General features: G+C 64.1%; 13 protein-coding genes. 4 read left to right on the plus strand and 9 right to left on the minus strand.

Translation table 11 applies throughout. From position 1 onward, the window contains the following. Positions 1 to 356 precede the first annotated feature (356 nt). The 3 genes from arcC to arcA all read right to left on the minus strand — a co-directional run bounded on the left by arcC (position 357) and on the right by arcA (position 3,934). Positions 357 to 1,313 carry a carbamate kinase gene (gene arcC / locus Q5064_RS08835; protein WP_302963973.1) on the minus strand — a complete coding sequence of 319 codons (957 nt, stop codon included), beginning with the start codon at positions 1,311 to 1,313 and terminating at the stop codon, positions 357 to 359. Positions 1,314 to 1,519: 206 nt separating this feature from the next. Further along, positions 1,520 to 2,518: an ornithine carbamoyltransferase gene (argF, locus tag Q5064_RS08840; RefSeq protein WP_302963975.1), complete on the minus strand. Its 999-nt coding sequence runs from the start codon at positions 2,516 to 2,518 to the stop codon at positions 1,520 to 1,522. A gap of 192 nt (positions 2,519 to 2,710) precedes the next feature. Continuing rightward, complete coding sequence (gene arcA, locus Q5064_RS08845; RefSeq protein ID WP_302963977.1) at positions 2,711 to 3,934, minus strand: arginine deiminase; 1,224 nt, start codon at positions 3,932 to 3,934, stop codon at positions 2,711 to 2,713. A gap of 710 nt (positions 3,935 to 4,644) precedes the next feature. Between arcA and Q5064_RS08850 the strand changes: the two genes are divergently transcribed. Beyond that, positions 4,645 to 6,294, plus strand: coding sequence for an amidohydrolase (locus Q5064_RS08850; protein ID WP_302963979.1), 1,650 nt, complete (start codon positions 4,645 to 4,647; stop codon positions 6,292 to 6,294). A 60-nt stretch (positions 6,295 to 6,354) separates the two neighbouring features. Here Q5064_RS08850 and mazG read toward each other — a convergent pair whose 3' ends face one another. After that, a complete protein-coding gene (gene mazG, locus Q5064_RS08855) occupies positions 6,355 to 7,233 on the minus strand; it encodes a nucleoside triphosphate pyrophosphohydrolase (protein ID WP_302963981.1) in 879 nt (292 codons plus the stop codon). A 458-nt stretch (positions 7,234 to 7,691) separates the two neighbouring features. Between mazG and mihF the strand changes: the two genes are divergently transcribed. The 3 genes from mihF (at position 7,692) to Q5064_RS08870 (ending at position 9,751) form a co-directional block, all read left to right on the plus strand. Next, positions 7,692 to 8,000 carry an integration host factor, actinobacterial type gene (mihF, locus tag Q5064_RS08860; protein ID WP_302963983.1) on the plus strand — a complete coding sequence of 103 codons (309 nt, stop codon included), beginning with the start codon at positions 7,692 to 7,694 and terminating at the stop codon, positions 7,998 to 8,000. 282 nt (positions 8,001 to 8,282) lie between these two features. After that, entirely contained in the window at positions 8,283 to 9,188 is a 906-nt protein-coding gene (locus Q5064_RS08865; protein WP_302963985.1) for an RNA methyltransferase, read from the plus strand. Then, positions 9,185 to 9,751 carry a hypothetical protein gene (locus Q5064_RS08870; RefSeq protein WP_302963988.1) on the plus strand — a complete coding sequence of 189 codons (567 nt, stop codon included), beginning with the start codon at positions 9,185 to 9,187 and terminating at the stop codon, positions 9,749 to 9,751. The genes Q5064_RS08865 and Q5064_RS08870 overlap by 4 nt, the downstream gene beginning before the upstream one ends. 52 nt (positions 9,752 to 9,803) lie before the next feature. Here Q5064_RS08870 and htpG read toward each other — a convergent pair whose 3' ends face one another. The 5 genes from htpG to Q5064_RS08895 all read right to left on the minus strand — a co-directional run bounded on the left by htpG (position 9,804) and on the right by Q5064_RS08895 (position 15,928). Beyond that, on the minus strand, positions 9,804 to 11,789 hold the full coding sequence (gene htpG, locus Q5064_RS08875) for a molecular chaperone HtpG (RefSeq protein ID WP_302963990.1): 1,986 nt from the start codon (positions 11,787 to 11,789) through the stop codon (positions 9,804 to 9,806). Between the two features lie 275 nt (positions 11,790 to 12,064). Continuing rightward, complete coding sequence (locus Q5064_RS08880; protein WP_302963991.1) at positions 12,065 to 12,571, minus strand: hypothetical protein; 507 nt, start codon at positions 12,569 to 12,571, stop codon at positions 12,065 to 12,067. Further along, the gene (locus Q5064_RS08885) at positions 12,568 to 12,915 is read right to left on the minus strand and encodes a type II toxin-antitoxin system RelB/DinJ family antitoxin (RefSeq protein WP_302963993.1); all 348 of its coding nucleotides are present in this window, start codon (positions 12,913 to 12,915) and stop codon (positions 12,568 to 12,570) included. The genes Q5064_RS08880 and Q5064_RS08885 overlap by 4 nt, the downstream gene beginning before the upstream one ends. Before the next feature lie 173 nt (positions 12,916 to 13,088). Beyond that, on the minus strand, positions 13,089 to 14,810 hold the full coding sequence (locus Q5064_RS08890; protein ID WP_302963994.1) for a helix-turn-helix transcriptional regulator: 1,722 nt from the start codon (positions 14,808 to 14,810) through the stop codon (positions 13,089 to 13,091). A gap of 227 nt (positions 14,811 to 15,037) precedes the next feature. After that, positions 15,038 to 15,928 (minus strand): 4Fe-4S binding protein, encoded by an 891-nt coding sequence (locus tag Q5064_RS08895; protein ID WP_302963997.1) that lies wholly within the window; start codon positions 15,926 to 15,928, stop codon positions 15,038 to 15,040.

Below are 15,928 nucleotides of genomic sequence, written 5' to 3' on the forward strand. Positions count from 1 at the left end.
CGATGACGCGCTTCAGCGGATCCCAGTCGTTCCAAGAGCTGACGATCTTTGCCATGGTTCATTCCTTTCTTGAGCATGCCTTAACCATGCTCGCGACGATGAGGAATAGGATGAATCGGCAAAGCCAGAAAAGTGATCGGACCGTCTTTGCCGATGCCGATAATATAGCACCATTTTTGTTCACCTGCAACAAAAAACTTCCCAGTTTGGGAGATATTTTCTTGTTGACTCGTTGTGCATATGAATCAAATAAAAGAGCGCGTCTTCCACCCTCGCGGAAGACGCGCTTTTGCAGTCAAATTAGACTCATTATAGAGGGGGCTGCACCCTCGGCGCAACCCCCTATTTCGACCAATTTAGTTGGCGACGATGACCGTGCCCGTCTCGCCGCGCAGGCCGGCGGCCGCGCACTCGAGCGAGGTGATGAGCGCCTTGCCCTCGGGGAAGGCCTCGACGTACTCGATGCAGGCCTCCACCTTTGGCAGCATGGAGCCGGGGGCGAACTGGCCCTCCTTGATGTACTCCTCGGCCTGGGCCACGTCCATCTCGGAGATGGCCTCCTGCTCGGGCGTGTTGAAGTTGATGCAGACCTTCTCCACGGCGGTGAGGATCACGAGCATGTCGGCGCCGAGCTCTGCGGCCATGAGCGCGCTCGAGCGGTCCTTGTCGATGACGGCCGGGGTGCCCACGTAGCCGTTCTCGGTCTCGAACACCGGCACGCCGCCGCCGCCGGTGGACACGACGATGTAGCCGTCCTCAACGAGGTCGCGCACGGCGTCGAACTCGACGATGCGCTTGGGGATGGGGGAAGCAACCACCTGGCGCCAGCCGCGGCCGGCGTCCTCCTTCACGGTGATGCCCATGGCCTCGGCCTTGGCCTTGGCGGTCTCCTCGTCCATGAACGCGCCCACCGGCTTGGTGGGGTTCTGGAACGCCGGGTCGTTCTCGTCGACCACGGTCTGGGTCACGATGCAGGCGGTGGAGCGCTGGATGCCGCGCTCCTTCAGCTGGTTCAGGATGGCCTGGGACAGCTGGTAGCCGATGTAGCCCTGGCTCATGGCGCCGGCCTCGGGGAAGGGCATGTCGGGGGTCTTGTCGTCGTTGGCCGCGGCGTAGGCGAACGCGTTGTTGATCATGCCGACCTGGGGGCCGTTGCCGTGGGACACGACGACGTTGGTGCCCTCCTCGATCATGTCGACGATGTGCTTGGCGGTGTTCTGCACGAGCTCGAGCTGCTCCTGCGGGGTGTTGCCGAGGGCGTTGCCGCCCAGGGCGATGACGACGGTCTTGCCGTTGCCCTTTTCGTAAGCCATTTGCTTCACCTCAATCTTGTCGGTAACCGCCAGCCAGCCTTAAGTTGCATGTAAGAGAGGCGAGACCGCGGTCACGTGGGGTACGGGACATGCAACGGATTCGATTCTAAAATGACCCTGATGATCGGGTGCTTTCGCACCGATTCCGTTGGCAAAAAGTAAGAAGAGGGGGCAGGATTTCGGCCCGCCCCCTCTGCAAGAGCGATTTAGCCGCAAAGAGTGGCGTACATGACAGCCTTAATGGTGTGCATGCGGTTCTCAGCCTCGTCGAAGACCTTGGAGGCCTTGGACTCGAACACCACGTCCTCCACTTCCATCTCGGTCACGCCGAAGCGCTCGGCGATGTCGGCACCGATGGTGGTGTTGGTGTCGTGGAAGGCCGGCAGGCAGTGCAGGAAGATGGCGCCCTCGTTGGCCATGGCCATGACTTCCTTGGTCACGCGGAACTTCTCGAGGTGCTTGATGCGCTCGGCCCACACCTCGTCGGGCTCGCCCATGGACACCCACACGTCGGTGTAGATGACGTCGGCGCCGGTGCAGCCCTTCTCCACGTCGTCGGTCAGGGTCACGGTGCAGCCGTTCTCAGCCGCGATGGCCTCGCAGGTCTTCACGAGCTCGGCGTCGGGCATGTTCTCCTTCGGGCCGCAGGCCACGAAGTTCATGCCGAGCTTGGAGCACACGACCATGAGCGAGCGGGCCACGTTGTTGGCGGCGTCGCCCATGAACACGAGGGTCTTGCCCTTGATGTCGTAGTTGAAGTTCTCCTGCACGGTGAGGATGTCGGCGAGCATCTGGGTGGGATGCCACTCGGTGGTCAGGCCGTTCCACACGGGCACGCCGGCGTTGGCGGCCAGATCCTCCACGTCGGTCTGGGCGAAGCCGCGGAACTCGATGCCGTCGTAGAAGCGGCCGAGCACGCGGGCGGTGTCCTCGATGGACTCCTTCTTGCCCATCTGGGAGGAACCGGGATCGAGGTAGGTCACGCCCATGCCGAGGTCCATGGCGCCGACCTCGAAGGCGCAGCGGGTGCGCGTGGAGGTCTTCTGGAACAGCAGCACGATGTTCTTGCCCTCGAGGTAGCGGTGCGGGGTGCCGGTGCGCTTGAGGTCCTTGAAGTTCTTGGAGAGCTTCAGCAGGTACTCGATCTCCTCGGTGGAGAAGTCGAGCAGGCGGAGGAACGGACGACCGCTGAGATTGATAGGCATGTTTCGTTTCCTTTCCCTAGAAGGAGTGAAGGTTATATCGCGCGGGCCCCCGGAAAACCCGGGGACCCACGCGTCTTTTTCGACCCAGCGCTGGCTGGCTAGACTGGGCCGGAAAAGCCGTAACGGGTGCGCCGCGCGGGCGCAGATGCGTCGCCGTGGGGCCGACGCGGGGCGCGCGGTTGCGCGATGGGCCTACAGGGCCTCGCGCCAGGCCGGCATGGACATGCAGCGCGGGCCGCCGCGGCCGCGGGAGAGCTCGGCCGACGGCATGACCAGGCAGTTGATGCCGTTCTTGTACAGCACGTCGTTGGTGACGTTGTTGCGCTGGTACACGACGACGGTGCCGGGGCGGACGCAGAGCGTGTTGGAGCCGTCGTTCCACTGCTCGCGCTCGGCCGCGATGCGGTCGCCGCCGCCGCAGGGGATGAGCTGCACGGGACATCCGACGTACTCGGAGAGCACCTTCTCCAGATCCTCGTTGCGCTCGCGGATCTTGGTGCCGCCCTTGCCGTCCGGCGTGATCTCGAACACCGTGAGCGGGCCCATGATGCCGGGATGGATGGTGAACTTGTCGTAGTCGATCTGGGTGAACACCGTGTCCAGGTGCATGAAGGCGCGGGAGTTCGGGATGTTGAACGCCAGGATGGTGTCGATGGTGCTCGTCTCGTCGTTGAACACGTTGTGGGCGATGGCGTCGATGGCGTCGGGCTCGGTGCGCTGGGAGATGCCGATGGCCAGCACGTGCTCGTTGATGTTCAGGATGTCGCCGCCCTCGATGTGGAAGGTGTCGTTGCGATCATAGTAGGTCGGCGTGCCGGCGAAGTCCGGATGGTAGCGGAAGATGTAGTCGCCGTAGATGGTCTCGCGGTTGCGGGTGAGCGAGTACATGCGGTTGATGGACACGCCGTTGCCGATCATCGCGAACGGGTCGCGGGTGAAGTACAGGTTCGGCATGGGGGCGCACACGAGCTTGCAGCGGTCGGACACCATGTCCACCAGCAGATGCGTGTCAGAGGTGGGCAGCTCCTGGAGGTTGATGCCCGCCATGGTCTTCATGACCATGTCCTTGGTGCCGGCGTACTCGGCATTGATGTAGTCCTTGATGATGTTCTTGTAGATGTCGGTGCGGATGCCCGCCTCGAAGATCCACTGGTCGAGGAACTGCTCGCGCAGCTCGGGATTCGCGTCGATCACCTGGGTCATGAGGTCTTCCAGATAGACAACCTCCACGCCCTCGCCGCGCAGGATGTCGGCGAACGCGTCATGCTCGGCCTGGGCAACTTCCAAGAACGGGATGTCGTCGAACAAGAGCTCTTCCAGCGTATTCGGGGTGAGGTTCAAAAGCTCGTTCCCAGGACGGTGGAGGATAACCTTCTTGAGGTTCCCGATCTCGCTCTTGACGTTTACTCCTTGCATGTGACTCTCCAATCCGGCGCGTAGAAGCGCACCATCATAGTTGAGAAGCTGCGGGCGGCTGCCCCCAACCCATCGCGGTCGGCGCGGTGGATGCACCCAATGTCGCAGAAACGCCCGAGGAGAAAAGAGGTAAAGCGGTATTAGATGAGGGTATAACTTGTAATTATGCCCCTGCAGCGCCTTCTATACCTCGTTTAAACGCCCCTTAGAACATTTCCCCCTGCCCCAGGTCAAGTCATGAAACCCGAAGCAGAACGATCGGATAACTTCCCTTGCGCATCGTCGGCGCTTTCCGGCCCTGCGACCCTCGCGGTCGCGATCGGTTTTGCCGACGGGTTCAAAGTACCATCATTTTTGTTCACATGCAATAAAAAATTTCCAATCCCTTACTTATTCAATCAGAATCCACGATTGACGCCGTTCGAGGATCGAGACTTTGGATTGCGGACGCCACAGCAGGTGAAAGGTAGCTGCTGCCTAGTAAATTACCAGGTGAAATTTATTCTTGTATTGATATATAACAAAAACGCGCAAGGTTGTTGACAAAAACAGACTTTATGACAACAGGTTATTCAAATCGGGTATTTCTCGTATCGGCCTTCCCTTTTCCCAGCCCAGCATGAAAAAAGTTATAGTGCACGTGAACAATTTTAGGGAAGGGCGTATACTGCACAGCGAAGCGAACGCGATGAAAGGAAGCGTGATCGTCCGTGGAAAGCGCCATCGAACCTGCCGACCGAATCCTGGTAAGCAGCGCCGTCTTCACCGGCGCCCAAGATGCCCCGTGCCCCGGCGCGGTGGCCCTGCGCGGCGACCGCATCCTGTGGACGGGCCCCGCCGAGACGCTGCCCGACGGCCTGCGCGGACCTAAAACCGCCATGGAGGATTTTGGGGACGCGCTCATTATGCCGGGCTTCCACGACGCCCATATGCACGTGTTCCATTCCGCCCTGTACCTGTCGCCCCTCGCGGAGCGCTTCGTGGGCGACAACGAGGCCGACGCCGTGGCGCGTCTCGCTCCCCTCGCGGCGCGGCGGCCCGCCGGGTCGTGGCTGCTTACCCAGGGCTGGCGCGACTACCTGTGGAATCCGACCGGCATGCCGAGCCGCGCGTCGCTCGATACCGCCTACCCGGACCGGCCCGTGGCCATGTACTCGGGGGATGCCCACACGCTGTGGCTGAACTCCTGTGCCCTCGCGCGGCTCGGCATCACCGAAGAGTCGGTGCCCCCTGCCGGGGGCAGCTACGACAAGGACGACGAGGGGCGCCTCACCGGCATCGTGCGCGAGGCGGCGGCCATGGAGCTCATGCCGCGCATCGTGGACGAGTTCACCCGCGAGGAGCTGCTCGACGCCTATCGGTCGTTCACGGCCTACTGCAACGAGCATGGCATCACGGGCATCTGCGACGTGTCGCTCATGGCGATGCCGGGGCTCGACTTCGTGCGCGACGACCTGTATGCCGAGCTGGAAGCAGCCGGCGAGCTGACCGTGCGCGTATCGCTGTTCCCCACGCTTCTCGAAGACCGCGGGCGGCTGGCCGCGCTGCGGGAGCGCTGCCGCGGGCCCCTCGTGGCCGCCTGCGGGTTCAAGCAGTTCTTCGACGGCGTATCGAGCCAGCACACCGCGTGGGTGCACGAGCCCTACACCAACGCCCGCTTCGAGGGCGACTGCGGGCGTCCCACCGTGGACGCCGAGGTAATGGAGGCCCTCGTGGCGCCGGCCGCGGCCGAGGGATCGGCCGTGCGCATCCACGCCATCGGCGACGAGGCCATCCACTGCTGCATCGATATCTTCGAGCGGCACCCCGTGGCGAGCGCAGGAGCCCATCACACCATCGAGCACTTGGAGAACTTCCAGCCCGACGACATCGAGCGCCTGGCGCACGCCGGCATCGTGGCCAGCGTGCAGCCGCGCCACATCACCTTGGATCCGGGCGGCCCCGAGCGCGACCTGGGGCCTGAGCGCGTTCCCTATATGTGGCCCTTCCGCAGCCTGCTGGACGCCGGCGCTACCCTGGCCTTCGGCACCGACTCGCCCGTGACCGACATCGATCCTGTGGACGCGGTATACACCGCCGTCACCCGCCGCGATGCCGATACCCACGAGCCGCACGAAGGCTGGCTTCCCGAGGAGCGCATCACTCTGGCCGAGGCCCTGCGCGCCTACACGGCTGGCAGCGCCGTGGCCGCCCAGCGCGCCGACGAGCTGGGCACGCTAGAGGCGGGCAAGCTCGCCGACATCGTCGTGCTGGAGCCGAACCCCTTTACGCTGGCCCCCGAAGATCTGCAGCAGGCCCGGGTGCAGGCCACCTATGTCGGCGGCGAGAAAGTTTACGAGCGGCAGTCGGAAGAAGCGTAGCAGCCGGGGCGTGAAGCGGCGCGCCCTGGGACCTCTCCGCACCCCGAGCCGCAGGCGCTCCTATGCCTCCAGCGCCTTCGCCATGCCCCAGAGCTCTTCCATCTCCTCCATCGAGAGGTCTTCCACGCGACGCCCCTGGCCTGCGGCCGCGCCTTCCATGAAGGCCCAGCGCGTGCGGAACTTCCCACAGGTGGCGCGCAGGGCCTCCTCGGCGTGCACGCCCATCTTGCGAGCCACGTTCACCAGGCTGAACAGCACGTCCCCCATCTCCAGCTCCACCGCTGCCAGGGCGGCCGGGTCGGCGGCGCCGTCCACCTTGCCGTTGGGTGATTTGGGCGCGGCCGCGTAGGCGGCCTTCAGCTCGGCCACCTCCTCGTCCACCTTGGCCCACACATCATCCACCGTCTCCCACTCGAAGCCGGCCGAAGCCGCCTTGCGCGAGATCTTCTGGGCCTGCTTGAGCGCAGGGAAGCTCTTCGGCACGCCGTCGAGCAGGCCCGCCGGGGCCGCATCGGCGGCGGCATCGGCGGCCTCCTTCTCGGCCATCTTGATCTGATCCCACACGTCGAGCACCTCGTTGGCATCCCCCGCCGTCATTTCCCCGAACACGTGGGGGTGCCGCCGCACGATCTTCTCGTTCACCACTCGGCACACGTCATCGATGGTGAACTCGCCCTCATCGGCGGCGATCTGGGACTGCAGTACCACCTGGAGCAGCACGTCGCCCAGCTCTTCCAGCATATGGGGCGTATCATCGGCCTCGATGGCGTCTACCGCCTCGTAGGCCTCCTCCACCATGTTGCCCGCGATGCTTCGATGGGTCTGCTCCTTGTCCCACGGGCAGCCGTCCGGCGCCCGCAGCGCCTCGATAGTGGCTACGAACTCGTTGAAGCTCGGGTGGTCGACCGCCTCCACCTCCGCTACCAGCTTATCGGTCATGACATGTCCTTCCGTCGCACAGTGCCTGGTGTCTCGCCGTGGCATTATACTCCCGCCACGTGACGACGCGCCTCATCTTGGCCCCTCTTCCCCCGCTTCGCCGCCGCCCCCTTGGCTCCCCTTCGCCGTCCTGGCTCCTGCGCTACCCCAATCCCTTCGCCGCTCTGGCCCTTCCCTGTCCTGGCTCCCTTTCCCTACCCCCGCTTCCCGATTTCGGACGAAACTAACGCATATATCAGCGATTTCATCATCAAATCCCCATTTCGGAGCCAAAAAGCGGCCCAATTTGGGAAGAAACCGCGACTTTACCGAGAAAAGGGGTGTACAAGCGGGGCATTTCCATTATTATCATCTACGCCAAAAGCGCGGAACGGTTGCATTGCCCCCTGCAGTGTTGCCGTTCCTTGAGTGAATGCCCTGGTGAAAGCACCGGGGCACCGAGAAGAAAGAGAAGTGATATGCCCGCACCTACTATGACCCCCGAGCAGCGCGCCGCCGCCCTTGAGAAGGCCCGCATCGTCCGCGCCAAGCGCTCCGAGATCACGAACAAGCTCTCGATGGGTCTGACCACCCCGGCCGAGGTTCTCGACCAGGTTAGCGATCCGGTCATCGGCCGCATGAAGGTCAAGGCCTTCGTGAACGCCCTCCCCGGCTTCGGCAAGGTGAAGACCGAGAAGCTCATGGAGGAGCTGGGCATTCCGGCCGAGCGTCGTCTGCAGGGTCTGGGTTCCAACCAGATGCAGGCTCTGAAGGCCGCCCTCGCCTAAGCTTTAGCTCTGGCAGATCTTCCAGTGCCCGTCTTTCAGAGACGGGCACTTTTGTTTTCGCCGTCTTCCAAGGCGATCGTCGCTGCGATCTGATACTCTTTGAGCGGTTTTTGGCTTAGAAAACACGTTTTTGTGACGCGCAGGGCCGAAATGAGAGGGTGACGCGCGAGCAGTCGCCGCGTTTTCCCAGGTGAAGCTTTGCCGGGTGGGACTTATCGGCCGCCCTGCGTAACAAAACCGTGTTTTCTAAGCCAAAAGAAGGAATTTTTCGAAAGGTGCACCATGCCCCTTATATATGTAGACTCGCTCGACGATGCGCGGCTCGATGCCTACGCACGGCTCACCGAGGCGCAGCTGCGCAGCAAGCTGGAGCCGGAGCGCGCGCTGTTCATCGCAGAGTCCGAGAAGGTGATCGAACGGGCCTTCGCAGGCGGCATGGAGCCCTTATCCCTACTCATGGAGGAGAAGTGGCTTGACGCCATGATGCCACTCATCGAGCGCATGGAGGCTCGCGCGCCCGGGCTTCCCGTCTTCGTCGCGCCCCACAACGAGCTGGAGAAGCTGACCGGCTTCGAGCTCACGCGCGGTGCTTTGGGGGCCTTCCGCCGCCCCGTCTTGCCGAGCGTGACCGACGTGCTCGCCGATGCGCGGCTCGTCGCCGTGTTGGAGGACATCACGAACCACACCAACGTCGGGGCCATCTTCCGCAGCGCCGCCGCCCTCGGCGTCGATGCGGTGCTCGCAAGCCCCGCCTGCTACGACCCGCTGTACCGCCGCGCCGTGCGCGTGTCCATGGGCACGGTCTTCCAGGTGCCGTGGACCCGCATCGGCGATGCGGACACGCCCAATCGCCCCGGCGAGGGCGCCTGGAGCGAGGCGGGCATCGCCGATCTGCACGCCCACGGCTTCACCTGCGCCGCCATGGCGCTTTCGGACGACTCGGTCACCCCCGATGAGCTGAACGAGCTCTTGGCCCAGCGTGCGGCCGACACCGGTAAGCCCGCGAAGCTGGCGCTGCTGTTCGGCACCGAGGGCGACGGCCTGGCCCCCGCCACCATCGCCCGCTGCGATTGCACCGTGCGCATCCCCATGGCCCACGGGGTGGACTCCCTGAACGTGGCCGCCTCCAGCGCCGTGGCCTTCTATGCCTTTCGGCAGCTGAACCAACTAGAAAGGGGGCCGCAATGAGGCCCTCTGACTCCGATCTTGCAATCCCCTCCCAGGATGGCCAGAAAGCGGGAGGTGTCGCGACCATGCAAGGCGAGGCGGCCGGTAGAGGCGGCGCGGATCGAGCGAGCCCGCGGAAAGCGCCGCACGGCCTCGCGGCGGCAACCTGGATCGTGCGCATCTGCTTCGCCTTCGTGTTCGTCGTGAACGTGCAGTGCGCTCTCGGGTTCGTGTTCACGTCCGAAGCCTATATGGGTGCCTACGAGCTTGCGGGCGTGCCGGGCCGCGTGGGCGTACAGGGCATCGGCGTCGCCTTCCTCATGTGGAACTGCACCTATCCGCTTGTCATCTGGCAGCCGCGACGGCACAAGACGCTGGCAGGCGTGGTGCTGGCCCAGCAAATCGTGGGCCTCGTAGGCGAGTCACTCATACGCGTCACGCTACCCGCCGGCCACGATCTGCTCGCCAGCAGCATCGACCTGTTCATTACCTTCGATGCCGTGGGCCTCGTCCTTATGGGCGCCTCCTTCGCCGCGTTGCTCCTTACCAGCAAGTGCGCCAGGAAGCGAAGCGGCCGCCCCTAAAGGACGGCCGCGGCGCTCCTTGTGGGAATATCCCAGGCTGAAGTCGTCCCAGCTACTTCATCAGCTCAGCGACTGCCTGGGCGAAGGCGAGCGGGTTGTCGGGCATGATGCCCTCCACGAGCAGCGCCTGGTCGAACAGCAGGCCCGCGTAGGTACGCACCTTGTCGTCGTCTCCGGCCTCGTGGGCCGCCTGCAAGGTGGCGAACACCGGGTGCTTCGCGTTCACTTCCAGCACGAGGTGCAGATCGGGCAGCTCCTCGGCACCGGGCTGGCTCTTCAGCACCTGCACCATGGCGAGCGACACGCCGCCCTCGCTCGTGACCACCGCGGGCGCATCGGTGAGCCGCGTGGACACCACCACGCGCTCCACCTTGCCGGCAAGCCCCTCGCGCATCACGTCGAAGAGCTCGGCGTTGCTCTCAGTGGCCTCCTCGGCCTCCTTCTTCTCCTCCTCGGTCGTCAGGCCCAAGTCCTCGGCGCCCACGTTCTTGATGAAGTAGGGCTGCTTGGCCTCCTCGTCGCCGTCCACCGCATGCTCCCCGTAGGTGCCCATGGCCATCATGCAGAACTCGTCCACATCGGCATCGCACAGCAGCACGTCGTAGCCCTTGGCGAGCACCGTGGTCACGAGCGGCATGGCAGCCAAGCGCTCGATGGAGTCGCCCGCGGCGTAGAAGATGGCATCGGCATCGGCGGGGGCGTCGGCCAGGTACTCGTCGAGCGTGATCATCTTCTGCTGCTTGGCGGAGTAGAACAAAAGCAGGTCGGCCAGGGTGCCCTTCGCCATGCCGTAGCTCTGGTAGATGCCGAACTTCAACGTGCGGCCAAACTGCTCGAAGAACTTCCCGTAAGCCTCGCGGTCGTCATCGCGCATGTTCGCCAGGTCGGCCTTGATTTTCTTCTCCAGGCGACGGGCGATGGCGCGCAGCTGGCCGTTGTGCTGCAGCGTCTCGCGGGAGATGTTCAGCGTGAGGTCGGAGGAATCAACCACGCCGCGCACGAAGCCGAAGTAGTCGGGCAGCAGCTCCTCGCACTTGTCCATGATGAGCACGTTGGCCGAGTACAGCGCCAGCCCGCGCTTGTAGTCCTTCGAGTACATGTCCCAAGGCGCGCGGGCGGGCACGAACATGAGCGCGTCGTAGTTGAGCGAGCCCTCCGCGTGCACCGAGATGGTGCGGGCCGGGTCCTCGAAGTCGTGGAAGTCGGTCTTGTAGAACTCGTTGTACTCCTCCTGGGAGACCTCGGACTTCTTGCGCTTCCAGATGGGGATCATGGAGTTGATGGTCTCTACCTCGGTGTAGCTCTCCCACGTCGGCTGAGCATCGTCGCCCTCGGCACCCTCGGGCGCCTCCACCTTGCGGCTCTTCGTCACCTCCATCTGGATGGGGTAGCGCACGTAGTTGCTGTAGCGCTTGATGAGCCCGCGCAGGCCGTGCTCGGTGGCGAAGGTGTCAAAGGATTCCTCGTCGGTGTTGTCCTTCAAATACACGATGACGTCGGTGCCGTGCTCGGCACGCTCGGCCGGCTTGATGTCGTAGCCGTCGATACCGTTGGACTCCCAGGCCCAGGCCTCGTCAGACCCGATGGCGCGGGAGACGACGCGAACCTTCTTGCCCACCATGAAGGCGGAGTAGAAGCCCACGCCGAACTGGCCGATGATGTCCACGTCGGTGAGGTCGTCGAGGCCCTTCGCCTCGCCGGGCTCGGAGTCGGCGGCAGCTTCCGCCTGGGCTGCCTTGAACTCGAAGGAGTCGGAGTGCGCGATGGTGCCGAGGTTGCGGTCCAGTTCGTCCTTGGTCATGCCGATGCCGTTGTCGGACACGGTGACCGTGCGGGCCTCGGCGTCGAAGCTGACCGTGATGGCCAAATCGTCCCGCGCCACGGCCACGTTCGGATCGGTGAGGCTGCGGAAGTACAGCTTGTCCACGGCGTCCGAGGCGTTGGAGATGAGCTCGCGCAGGAATATCTCGCGGTTGGTGTAGATGGAGTTGATCATGAGGTCGAGCAGCTTCTTGCTCTCAGTCTTGAACTTTCTCATAGGTTTTCAGTCCTTCTTTCCTACGGGTGGGAGCGCATACCGCCTCAGTGTAGGCCGCGCGCAGGCAAGGTCTCGCGGTTGCTCGGGCGCTGAAAGGCAGTCGTTGACCTGCGGCGACATCCACGTTAGCAGTCTCCCATTGCGAGTGCTAATAGCACATTGTATGCAGAAGGAAACCTAAGTCAACCCCTATCAAGTTTTCCCTATGTTTGGAAAAAGCTCCTCACGGCCAAATCGACAGGATAGCGAACCAGGCAAACGGGGAAACGCGCTGCCTACACCGCCGCCTCGTCCCGCATACGGAGATAGGCGAGCATGTCAGCGGCATCGAACGCGGCGGCCGGGGCCTTCCCGCGCAGCACCTCGTCGCCCGTCACGAAGAAATCGGCCTTAGAGATTTCCAGAGCGGCCAGCATCAAATCGTCCTCGAAGTCGCCATGAAGGTCTTCGTAGTGGGACGCCAGCCACACCTGCGGCTCCCCCACCGGCACCGCCACCGCATTCTGGGCCATGTTGCGCACGCAGCCCCAGGCCACCGACCGGGCTGTCAGCGCATCTGCCTGGGAGAGGCCGCCCTTTTCCTCTCGCGCCAGACGCTTCACTTCGCTGCAAATGATATAGAAGGTATCCTTCGCCGACACAGACGCATAGGCCCGTGTCATGTTCGCGGCCTCGGCAAAATCCATGAGGGCTTTCACCACCTCGTGACCCGGGCGGTACTCCAAGTACAGATCGAGCCAGATATTGGTGTCCAGCAGCAGCACGGGATTCCCGTCGCTCACATCAAGCCCCTCGCCCGCATGCGCTCCATCATCGCCTCGTGGTAGAGTTCCTTGTCGGAAAGACCCGACGGCGCACACCGCTTGATGTCGATGCCCATGCTCGCCAGCCCCTCCGACACGATGCGAGCGGCCTCCTCGGCCTTCGACATGCCGGATCGCACCGGCGCCTCTTCCAGAAGCCGACGCATCTCCCTCAGCTTGCGCGGATTGCGGCGATTCCGCGCCGCGTAGGCCCACACCTCCCGAGCCGCCTGAGACGGCGTCCATCCGATGCTCTCGAACGCCTCGTTGCCCGCGATGCGAACATCGTCGTCAATCCGCACATTCATCTGACCAGTCGGCATGGCAACCTCCTCGCAAGTTGTTTCGAGAAAGTATATCATAGCTACCACTTGCTATACATTGCGAATGGGAGACCGACGAAAGGGACACCTCGAAGAGAGATCCTCGCCGATCGCCTTGCAGATGGCCCTTGTCTGCGGGAAAGCCGCTGCGGCGGCCACCCGGCCGGTCTTTGCTACCTCTCGTGGTCGAGAAGTTCCTGGAGCTCCTGGCGGGAGTGGACGTCGGTCTTCACGTAGATGTGGCGGATGTGGGACTTCGCCGTATTGAAGGAGATGGTGAGGCTCTGGGCGATGTACTCAATAGAGCGGCCACGCACGAGCAGGTCGAACACGTCGCGCTCGCGCGGAGAGAGCCCGTAGCGCTCTGCCACCGCGTCGCAGCGCAGCTGATAGCGGCCGGGCCGGCGCGGCGCGCCGACACCTTCCCCCTGCTCCTCCCCCACGGCACGATCGCATCCGTCCGAAGATGCACCATCGGAGCCGCCGCGTGCATAGCCGTAAGAATCCCGAGCATCGTCGCGGCCCGTCTCGGGCCCCTCGGAGGCATCGGCCGGATCTTCGACCGTGTCGCTTTCGGAAGCGAGCGCGTCCACCCCCACATGCGCGAACCCTCGTCCAGCGCCGGCCGGAACGTCCCCGCCCTCGCCGCGGACTCCGCCGACACGCAGGGCATCTCCGATGAGCCGGTCATTCAGCACGAGCATCGACACCACGAGCAGGGCGAACACCATAGCCACCGAGATAACCTCCAACGACAGACTGCCATCGCCCTGGCTGCGCACGATTTCCAAACCGCCCATCCAGCCGAACGTCGTGCCGAGCGCCGAGGCCCCGCGGCCGAGGCCGAACACCAAAACGGGGGATAAGCCCGACGAGTAGCCCACATAGGCGAGCAGGCACCAGATGACGAGCACGAAGCAGTTGTAGGCCACCGTGATGAACTGGCTGCCGAATCCGGTGCCGCCCAGCAGGGGCGTGACGAGAATGCCGGCGGCCACGGCGATGATAATGGGGTAGTACAGGCGGCTCACGTCGAATTGACGCCGCATAAGGCCCACTATGGCGAACAGGACCGAGGCGACCATGCCCGTGCTGAAGATGACAAGCGAGCCCTCGTCGTTGAGGGCGGCGATGGAGGAGTGAGGCACCGCGAAACCGCGGGAGACGCCCACGACAACGGAAAACACCGCCACCGCTATGAGCAGGCGAACGAAAAAGCCCCTGAGGACCTTCGCTCCCTCGGGGCGCATCGCAGACCCGATGCCCGCATACTCGGGATTCGTCAGCGTGGACAGCACGGCGAGCGCCGGGAGCGCGGCCGCAAACCCCACCCCCACCGGATCGGGCAGCCCCACGGCGACGAAGTAGATCATCATGGCGAACACGAAGGAAGCGGCCGTGTACATGGTCGCCTCGCGGGCCGGCACCTTCGCGTAGATCACGCCGAACCGCATCACGATCGCCGACGTGCCGATACCGGTCAGCACCGCGCTGGCGATGAGAAGGGGATTGCCCTCGACGCCCATGCTCGACGAGATATACGTGCCCACCGTGGCCAGCCCCACTACCACGGCGATGGCGCCCAAGGCTCCGTTGCTCGCCACCACCCTGCGGGCGGCGCCGCGAGCGAGAGCCAACGCGATGAGAGACAAGCCCAGGGCCAGCGTGGACACCAGATAGGTGAGCGACAAGGTGTCGGGCGGCAAATCGTAAGCCGCCGCAGGGGATACGAGCACATCGCTGTTGTAGGAGACCCAAATCCAAGCATAGTAGAAGCCGAAGCCCACGAGCTTGAAGGCAGGCCATTGCTCCTCGACGGCCATGCCGAGGCGCGTCGGCGCGAGCTCGCCGCTCGAGGCGAATGCCTCCTGATTATCGCTGAACCGCTTGAACATCCGTCCCCTCAACGAACGGCGGCGGGCAGCGCGCCCGGCCGCAACCGTGCTTGCGTGGGCGGCTCCTGCGCGCCCCTCCCACGACTCCCATTGTATACCCTCGACGACGGCCACAACCCCTCCCCTTCTCGTTTTTCGGGACGATCCGAAAGCAGACCACCCCTTTCGGCTCTTCCCCTCCGCTGGAATACGCGCGGGGCGATCGCGTCCCGCTCGTCGCCATCACCCTAGACCACAGTTGCAGGCTCCTCGTCTTCCGGAAGGCGCGCCTCCGCGATCGCGGGAGAAGCGGCCGACACTTCTTCTGGCGACGGCACCCTCTTGGGCGCCAGGAAGGGGAAGCTGATGGCGTGGGCCGGGCAGGCGTCCTTGCACTCGCCGCACTTGGTGCACTCGGCCAGGGAAACCGACTCGGCCGGATGGTGCAGATCGATTCCCTCGGGACACACCTCGACGCAACGCGAGCAAGACCCGCCGGCACACTGCAGGCACGAGTCTGCGGCCACAGTCGGCCTGAAGGTGCGATTCAGCCGCGCAATGAGGCCGAGCAGGGCCCCAAGGGGGCAGAAGCGATGGCACCACTTGCGCAGCAGCACCACCTCCAGCACCAAGATGAGCGGGAACACGAGAAGCGACAGCGTCACCTCGCTGAACTGGAACACACGCCACAGGGCGATGAAGGTGGCCACGGTAAGCCCCACCGGGCAGATAAGGCAGAACACTGGGAACCCGAAGGCGGCCGTCGTGAGCACGGTGGCACCGAGCACCCAGTTGCGGGAATCGTTTACGCCATCGCGCTCCGCCGGCCCGGGCTTATCGCCCGGTTTCTCCCTCACGCCGAAGATCCGACGCACCAGCGGCACCGGGCAGCCCCAGGCGCAGAACGCGCGGCCCACCAGGGCCACGAGGGCAACCACGAGCACAAGGCCGATGAGAAGAGGCGGCACGACGGTCTTGGAGGCAATGGCCGCCTCGATACCGCCCAAAGGACAGATAGCCGCGATGTTGGCAATACCCCAAGCTGAGGGCGTCCCCGTGCCCGTGTGCACGGCAAGGCCCACGCCCACGAGCCCGAGCACGCCGACGGCTGCCAGGGCCCTTTTCGTCGAGAGCTTCAC

Origin of the sequence: uncultured Adlercreutzia sp. (assembly GCF_958431955.1) — a bacterium.
In the GTDB taxonomy this organism is placed as follows: Bacteria; Actinomycetota; Coriobacteriia; order Coriobacteriales; family Eggerthellaceae; genus Adlercreutzia.